This is a genomic window from Paenibacillus sp. 01T422 (assembly GCF_056398785.1).
On the sequence record NZ_JBFTQB010000718.1, the window covers coordinates 1 to 6,888 of the forward strand.

Consider the following 6,888-nt stretch of genomic DNA (forward strand, 5'->3'; position numbering starts at 1 on the left):
ACGTACTGTTATACGATTCGCTCGGTGCGCTTCCCTGATGTCTTTCACCGCAATTATGAATACCATCACCCTACGCATTTAAATGTGGAAGCCATGAGAGAGGCGCTCCCTTGTTTGCTAGGAGAGCATGATTTCACTTCGTTTTGCACGGTGAGAACGGATAAGGAAGTAAAGGTGAGAACCCTCTATGAGGCTCGTATGGTGCTTGAAACCGATGAGCTGACCGGCGAGGGTCAGGTTGAGAGGATTCGGATCATTGTAACGGGGAATGGCTTCCTGTATAACATGGTTAGAATCATTGTAGGTACGCTAATTCAGATTGGTGAAGGCAAGAGATCTAGCAACGATATGCAGCGCATTCTTGAAGCCAGAAACCGGGCTGAAGCAGGACCTACTGCCGAAGCGATGGGGTTAATGTTGTGGAAAGTTGACTATTAAAAAACTTGAATCATCACTTGCTTCTTCACTAGGTTTCGTGTAAAATATAACTTGGCGTTTCGTGATCGGCTACCCCACAGCCCCTGATCCTTAACTGCCACAATCCATCCATCGTTTATGTAAGTTAACTATAATAATTATGTATTTGAGATATATTTTTAGGAGGATTCAGCATGCGCACGACATATATGGCGAAGCCAAATGAAGTAGAGCGTAAATGGTACATTGTTGACGCTGCAGGCCAAACACTTGGCCGTCTTGCAAGTGAAGTTGCTAGCATTATCCGCGGTAAGCACAAACCGGAGTTCACTCCACACGTAGATACTGGTGATTTCGTAGTTGTTATCAATGCTTCCCAAATTAAGCTTACTGGTAAAAAAATGCAAAACAAAATGTACTACCGTCACTCTATGTACCAAGGTGGTTTAAAAGTGACTTCCGCTCAGGACTTGCTTAACAGCAAACCTGATCGTATGATCGAATTTGCCGTACACGGTATGCTTCCTAAGAACCGTCTTGGCGACAGCATGAAAACTAAGCTTAAAGTATACGGTGGAGCAGAACACCCACATTTAGCACAACAACCAGAAGTTTGGAATCTTCGCGGTTAATATAAGGAGGAACGTTTCGTGGCACAAGTTCAATATTATGGAACGGGTCGTCGTAAACATTCGGTAGCGCGTGTGCGCCTTGTACCGGGTGAAGGACGCATCATTATCAACAAACGTGATCTAGATGAGTATTTCGGTCTAGAAACTTTGAAACTAATCGTTAAACAACCTTTGGCATTAACAGAAACTGTCGGTAAATACGATGTTTTGGTTCTTGCTAATGGTGGTGGAATCAGCGGACAAGCTGGAGCAATCCGTCACGGTATCTCCCGCGCTTTGTTGAAAGCTGACCCTGAATACCGTGGATCCTTGAAAAAAGCTGGATTCCTAACACGTGATTCCCGTATGAAAGAGCGTAAAAAATATGGATTGAAAGCCGCTCGTCGCGCTCCTCAATTCTCCAAACGTTAAGATTTTGCGMCTCGGCGCTCCAAAAAACCTTTCTGGCTGTATGCTGGAAAGGTTTTTTTTATCTAAATACAGGTTATATTTTTTTTGTTGAAAAGTATTCTCATTTATCTCCAAATTACAGCGTGATTTTCATTTAAGTATACAATAATGGCGAAGTTAATACCAAAATGATAAAAAGTCATTGACAGGAAGAATAACTCAGATATAATTAAATATAAATCATACAATAACACTCGGAATTAAAAAATGGAGGTAACGTACCAATGAATCTTTTTGAAAAAGAAGCCTTTGTTACAAAAGCTGCTGAAGAATTCGAGAACCAGCCTGCTGAAGCTGTTCTGAAATTAGCCGTTGAAACATTCCCTCGTCTAACGCTCGCATGTAGTTTTGGTGCGGAAGATGTTGTCCTTGTTGATATGCTTCAGAAAATTAATCCGAACGTCGATATTTTCTACTTGGATACGAATGTTCATTTTCCAGAAACTTATGAAACTAGAGATCGTCTAGAGCAGCACTACGGTACTAAGTTTGTTCAAGTATTACCGAAACTTACACTAGAAGAGCAAGCGGAGAAGTTTGGTGATGAGCTTTGGAAAAGTGATGCAAATCAATGCTGCGACATTCGTAAAGTTGATCCACTCACAGATATACTTAGAAACTATGACGCATGGATTACCGGGATCCGCCGCGATCAAGCTCCGACTCGTGCTAATGCGAAAAAAGTAGAATATGATGTTAAATTTGGTCTGATCAAGTTTAACCCTTAACCGCTTGGTACCGGCAGAGCAAAGAGAAGAACTGCTCAAACATGCTGCATCCTTGAAACAAATTCGTGTAAACTCATGGACCATTTCTGACCTTGATCTTATTGCAGTAGGTGCGTTCTCCCCTCTAATCGGTTTTCTTGATGAAGCAAATTATAACGCTGTTGTAGAAACTATGCGCCTAGAAGATGGGACGGTTTGGAGTATTCCAATTACATTGTCCATTCCTCCAGAAGTTGCTGCTTCCATTGCAGTTGGTGAGCAAGTTACGCTTGTTGGTGAAGAAGATGGCATCCCTTATGCCATTTTGGATACGACGAGTATCTACAAAGTTGACCAAGTGAATGAAGCTGTTAAAGTTTTTAAAACGGACGATCTGGCACATCCAGGTGTTGATAAGCTGTTCTCACGATCATCCACCAATATAGGTGGATCTATTCAGATGCTGAGCCGTCCTAAGCCAAAGAAGTTCGAAGAGTACTACTTTGATCCATCAGAAACGCGTCGTATTTTTGATGAGAAGGGTTGGAAGACGGTTGTTGGTTTCCAAACCCGCAATCCGGTTCATCGTGCGCATGAATACATTCAGAAATCAGCTATGGAGATTGTAGATGCTCTATTTCTCAACCCGCTTGTTGGTGAAACAAAGTCCGATGATATATCCGCAGACGTTCGAATGAAAAGCTACCTCGTTCTACTTGAGAACTACTATCCGGAGGATCGTAGATTCCTCGGCGTTTATCCGGCTGCTATGCGCTATGCAGGGCCTCGTGAGGCGATTCTACACGCAATAGTGCGTAGAAACTATGGCTGCACTCATTTTATCGTGGGACGCGACCACGCGGGCGTAGGCGACTACTACGGTACGTATGAGGCACAAGAGATTTTCAGTGATTTTACGGCAGATGAAATAGGGATTATTCCATTATTTTTTGAGCACAGCTTCTTCTGCACCAAATGCGGTAATATGGCATCTAGTAAAACCTGTCCACATGATAAGTCGCATCACATGCACCTCTCGGGTACTAAGGTTCGCGGCCTTCTTAGAGATGGTCAGTGCCCACCGCCAGAGTTTACTCGTCCTGAGGTTGCTAAAGTTTTAATTGATGGTCTTAGAGACCCCGATTATCACGTGTGAGCAAGGTATATTTGTCCATCCTGTCCCATATAGATGTTACAGAGTCTATGGGGAACAGAGGTGGATTTTTTATGCGTAAAAGGAAGAAGCGGTTGGTCGTCTGGCTGACTTTTCACAGTAGCCTCAAGCTAGCACTTTCAACTTTGCTGGTAGCACTTGTGGTTTTTATCTATGCCTATGAGCTTCCTGCGACGAAAACATGGTCAGACTGGACTTTACCGCTATCGGGTAAAACAATCGCTCTGGATGCCGGGCACGGTGGTCCAGATGGCGGTGCTTCGAGTAAAGAGGGTTTGATTGAGAAAGATATCAATCTTGCCATTACCTTGCAATTGCGTGACTACTTACAGCAAGCAGGGGCGCTCGTTGTAATGACCAGAGAAACAGATACAGATCTAGCGGATCCGGGTACAAAAGGGTACAGTAAACGAAAAACAGAAGATCTGCACAATCGAGCGGATATGATAAATGAGAAAAAGGCAGATATGTTTCTGAGCGTTCATTTGAATAGCATTCCTTCTCCCAGGTGGAAAGGGGCACAAACGTTCTACTATACGAATAATCCAAATAACTCCAATCTTGCTACGTTAATTCAAYTTGAACTAAAAAGAAACTTGGAGAATACTGATCGTATCGCTAAGCCTGCAGATAAAACGGTGTATTTATTAAAAACATTAAAAATTCCGAGCGCACTTATAGAAGTAGGCTTTCTCTCTAACCCGGATGAAGCGAGACTGCTGGCTGACGAGAAATATCAAAAGATGGTGGCGGCAGCTATCTATCAGGGTGTTCTAAGATTTTATGCTGGTGAGAAAGTGGGTTCTGAATCATAATGTGTTATAATAAAGGCCACTAATATAATTACGATCTCTTAAAAAAGGTGAGTGGCTATGATTAATAAAGAGCAGCTATTAGATGCTTTAAAACCTCTGCAAGAGCCTCGATATAACAAAAGTGTTGTCGAGCTGAATTTAGTTCGGGATATTTTAATAAAAGAAGAAAGTGTCTCGCTAAGTTTGATTGTTGCAACAGAAGATGAAGCTTTCAAAGAAACAGCGAAGAACTTTACTCGTGAAGCTATAGAGAAGCTAGGTGCAGCACAAGTACATATTCGGTTTAGATTGATGACGGATTATGAGAGAAATCAGATTGAAGAGCTGTTTAAAGCAACCTCAAGTACTTCAGATGCACCTAAGGACACTAAACCCGTACAACCTCCTATTGATCAGCCTATATTGGGTGAGGCATCCAAGGTTCAATTTATTGCTGTAGCAAGTGGTAAAGGTGGCGTTGGTAAATCCACAGTGACCGTTAATTTAGCTGTTGCTTTGGCCCGTCAAGGGAAAAAGGTAGGTATCATCGATGCGGATATTTACGGCTTCAGCATTCCAGATATGATGGGGATTGAAGAGCAGCCTAAGATTGTTGATAATGTCATCATGCCAGTTGAGAAATTCGGTGTCAAAGTTATCTCTATGGGGTTCTTTGTTCAAGATAATGCGCCAGTCATTTGGCGTGGGCCGATGCTTGGCAAGATGCTGCGTAACTTCTTCAACGAAGTGAACTGGGGAGATGTTGAGTATATCCTTCTTGATCTTCCTCCTGGTACAGGAGACGTTGCCCTTGATGTGCATCAGCTAATTCCTCAAAGCAAAGAAGTGATTGTTACTACACCGCATGCAACGGCGGCTTTTGTAGCGGCTAGAGCAGGTGCGATGGCAATTCAAACGAATCATGAAGTACTGGGCATTGTAGAGAATATGTCATATTACGAATGCAAAGATTGCGGCAGCAAAGATTTCGTATTTGGAAAAGGTGGAGGGGCTAGACTGGCGGATGATCTGCACAGTGAACTATTAGCTCAGATTCCATTAGGAGCTCCTGACAATCACATTTCAGAAATTGATTATTCACCATCGGTTTATAAGGAAGAATCTAAAACTGGTCAAATTTATCTGGAAATGGCCGCGAATATTATCGCTAAATTAGATAAGTAATAGAAAAGGGCTTGCGGAGATTTCCCTCTCAACCATATGTGAGCGGAAAAGAGGGCTCTGAATCGATTCTTCCATCACGGTCATCATTTGCTGGCGATAGGCTGCCGTTTTCATGACATCGAGCATCATTTTCTCGTAGTCAGGATTTTTCATCACATCGACAAGTGATTTTTGATATTCAGGATCTTTTAACAGTTCTTTGAACATTTGTTTTGTCTCTTTTTGAATAGCTTTAGCAAAATCTCCAGCAAACTTTGGATCCTTCATCATATCTGTGAGAAACATGTTATTCTCTTTTGCTGTTAATACATCTTTTACAGCCATTTGTAATTGTAAGGATTCGTTGGCCGAGAGCAGTTTGATCTGAGACTGACCAGCTACACCTGTCGCACCAACATCACCATTCATAATGCTTCGATTGGCCGCGCTGATTGCCTTTTTACCGTCTTCTGATTTTAAAATATCAAGGATCATTGTCTTTTGTTCTTTATACGTATTGGCTTGTGATTGACCCTGCGATGATTTATCAGAACCACACGAAGAAAGAAGTAAAGCGATAGTAATGAGCGGCAGGACCATCATTGGGCTTAACCTTCTTATTATCATGAGAAAAAGCTCCCTTCCCTAGCTTAGTAATGTTAGTATGCGTGGTTAGGGATAGATTATAAGGGTAAATCATTGGCTTTTTATCTCAATCGTTGGTACAATTAACAATTAGAGTCTATGATGGAGGGAATGCACGTGACGCTTCGCAAATGGTTTCATTTATTTTGGACAACACTATTATTAGGAATGATTGTATCTATAGGAATCGGGTTAATTCTACAATTTTCCGATAAAGAATTTTCTGTGATGGGGTTGTCGGCCGTAGGCTTTAATGTATTGAATATGCTGCTTGGGGGAGCGACGATTAGCGTCCTCAGTCAGATGGGCTTTTTCGCTTATTTGATTGTCAGATTTATTGCCGCGGGGATTATTAAATCCAAGACAGTGTGGGATCTTTTACAACTTACGATTGTCATAGTTGTGCTGATCGACCTAGTTTATCTCAGAATGACCAATTTTGAAGGAAATGGTTCCGTATTAACTTACTCCGTATTGCCCCTGATCATACTGATCATTTCATTGGGAGTTGCTTACTGGAAAGTCAAGTTGACGAATCGTAACGCCTTTATTCCAACTTTATTCTTTATGTGCGCAGTATCCGTGCTTGAAGCTGTTCCCGCGCTAAAATTAGATAATGCAGCATCTAGTTTTTTTATGTTAGCCCCACTTTTAGTTTGTAATGCATGGCAAATTCTTATTTTACATAAAATATTAGATAACAAAAAGAGCTAATTTAATTAGCTCTTTTTTAGTAGGAATTAATTGATTTGTTTCATCGTTCTGTCTTCGACAGGGGTTGTTTGTACTTCCGTTTGTTTAATTAGTTCGCTAACTGTGACGAATTCATAACCTTTGGATCGCAATTGATCAATAATAACGGGCAAAGCCTCATGAGTTTGTTGGGATGAATCACTGGCGTGCAG

The 6,888-nt window shown here is 41.7% G+C and carries 8 protein-coding genes and 2 pseudogenes; 8 read left to right on the forward strand and 2 right to left on the reverse strand.

Features of this window, described 5'->3' with window-relative positions:
- The 7 genes and pseudogenes from AC1DUA_RS29680 to AC1DUA_RS29710 all read left to right on the forward strand — a co-directional run.
- Positions 1–438: tRNA pseudouridine synthase A (locus AC1DUA_RS29680; RefSeq protein WP_477503166.1), on the forward strand; the 438-nt coding region annotated here is incomplete at its 5' end.
- A gap of 173 nt (positions 439–611) precedes the next feature.
- Positions 612–1,049, forward strand: a complete 438-nt coding sequence (gene rplM / locus AC1DUA_RS29685; protein ID WP_477503167.1) for a 50S ribosomal protein L13 — start codon at positions 612–614, stop codon at positions 1,047–1,049.
- A gap of 18 nt (positions 1,050–1,067) precedes the next feature.
- Complete coding sequence (rpsI, locus tag AC1DUA_RS29690) at positions 1,068–1,460, forward strand: 30S ribosomal protein S9 (protein ID WP_090826682.1); 393 nt, start codon at positions 1,068–1,070, stop codon at positions 1,458–1,460.
- A 263-nt stretch (positions 1,461–1,723) separates the two neighbouring features.
- Positions 1,724–2,224, forward strand: a pseudogene (locus tag AC1DUA_RS29695) (phosphoadenylyl-sulfate reductase); the annotation flags it as partial.
- 7 nt (positions 2,225–2,231) lie between these two features.
- Positions 2,232–3,362, forward strand: a complete 1,131-nt coding sequence (gene sat, locus AC1DUA_RS29700) for a sulfate adenylyltransferase (protein ID WP_477503168.1) — start codon at positions 2,232–2,234, stop codon at positions 3,360–3,362.
- Positions 3,363–3,433: 71 nt separating this feature from the next.
- Positions 3,434–4,195 carry an N-acetylmuramoyl-L-alanine amidase CwlD gene (cwlD, locus tag AC1DUA_RS29705; RefSeq protein ID WP_477503169.1) on the forward strand — a complete coding sequence of 254 codons (762 nt, stop codon included), beginning with the start codon at positions 3,434–3,436 and terminating at the stop codon, positions 4,193–4,195.
- A gap of 57 nt (positions 4,196–4,252) precedes the next feature.
- Positions 4,253–5,359, forward strand: a complete 1,107-nt coding sequence (locus AC1DUA_RS29710; protein WP_477503170.1) for an Mrp/NBP35 family ATP-binding protein — start codon at positions 4,253–4,255, stop codon at positions 5,357–5,359.
- On the opposite strand, the gene gerD is transcribed toward AC1DUA_RS29710, so the two are convergent.
- The gene (gerD, locus tag AC1DUA_RS29715) at positions 5,348–5,941 is read right to left on the reverse strand and encodes a spore germination lipoprotein GerD (protein WP_477503171.1); all 594 of its coding nucleotides are present in this window, start codon (positions 5,939–5,941) and stop codon (positions 5,348–5,350) included. The two genes, AC1DUA_RS29710 and gerD, sit on opposite strands and share 12 nt — an antisense overlap.
- 159 nt (positions 5,942–6,100) lie before the next feature.
- Here gerD and AC1DUA_RS29720 point away from each other — a divergent pair, with 159 nt between their 5' ends.
- Complete coding sequence (locus AC1DUA_RS29720) at positions 6,101–6,697, forward strand: KinB-signaling pathway activation protein (RefSeq protein ID WP_477503172.1); 597 nt, start codon at positions 6,101–6,103, stop codon at positions 6,695–6,697.
- 26 nt (positions 6,698–6,723) lie between these two features.
- On the opposite strand, the pseudogene AC1DUA_RS29725 reads toward AC1DUA_RS29720, so the two are convergent.
- A pseudogene (locus AC1DUA_RS29725) lies at positions 6,724–6,888 on the reverse strand (polysaccharide deacetylase family sporulation protein PdaB); the annotation flags it as partial.

What these genes read in the sequence shown, in the direction of transcription:
- gerD (WP_477503171.1), bottom strand. Translation starts at nt 5,941, where the DNA reads ATGATGGTCCTGCCGCTCATTACTATCGCTTTACTTCTTTCTTCGTGT.
- rplM (WP_477503167.1), top strand. Translation starts at nt 612, where the DNA reads ATGCGCACGACATATATGGCGAAGCCAAATGAAGTAGAGCGTAAATGG.
- AC1DUA_RS29710 (WP_477503170.1), top strand. Translation starts at nt 4,253, where the DNA reads ATGATTAATAAAGAGCAGCTATTAGATGCTTTAAAACCTCTGCAAGAG.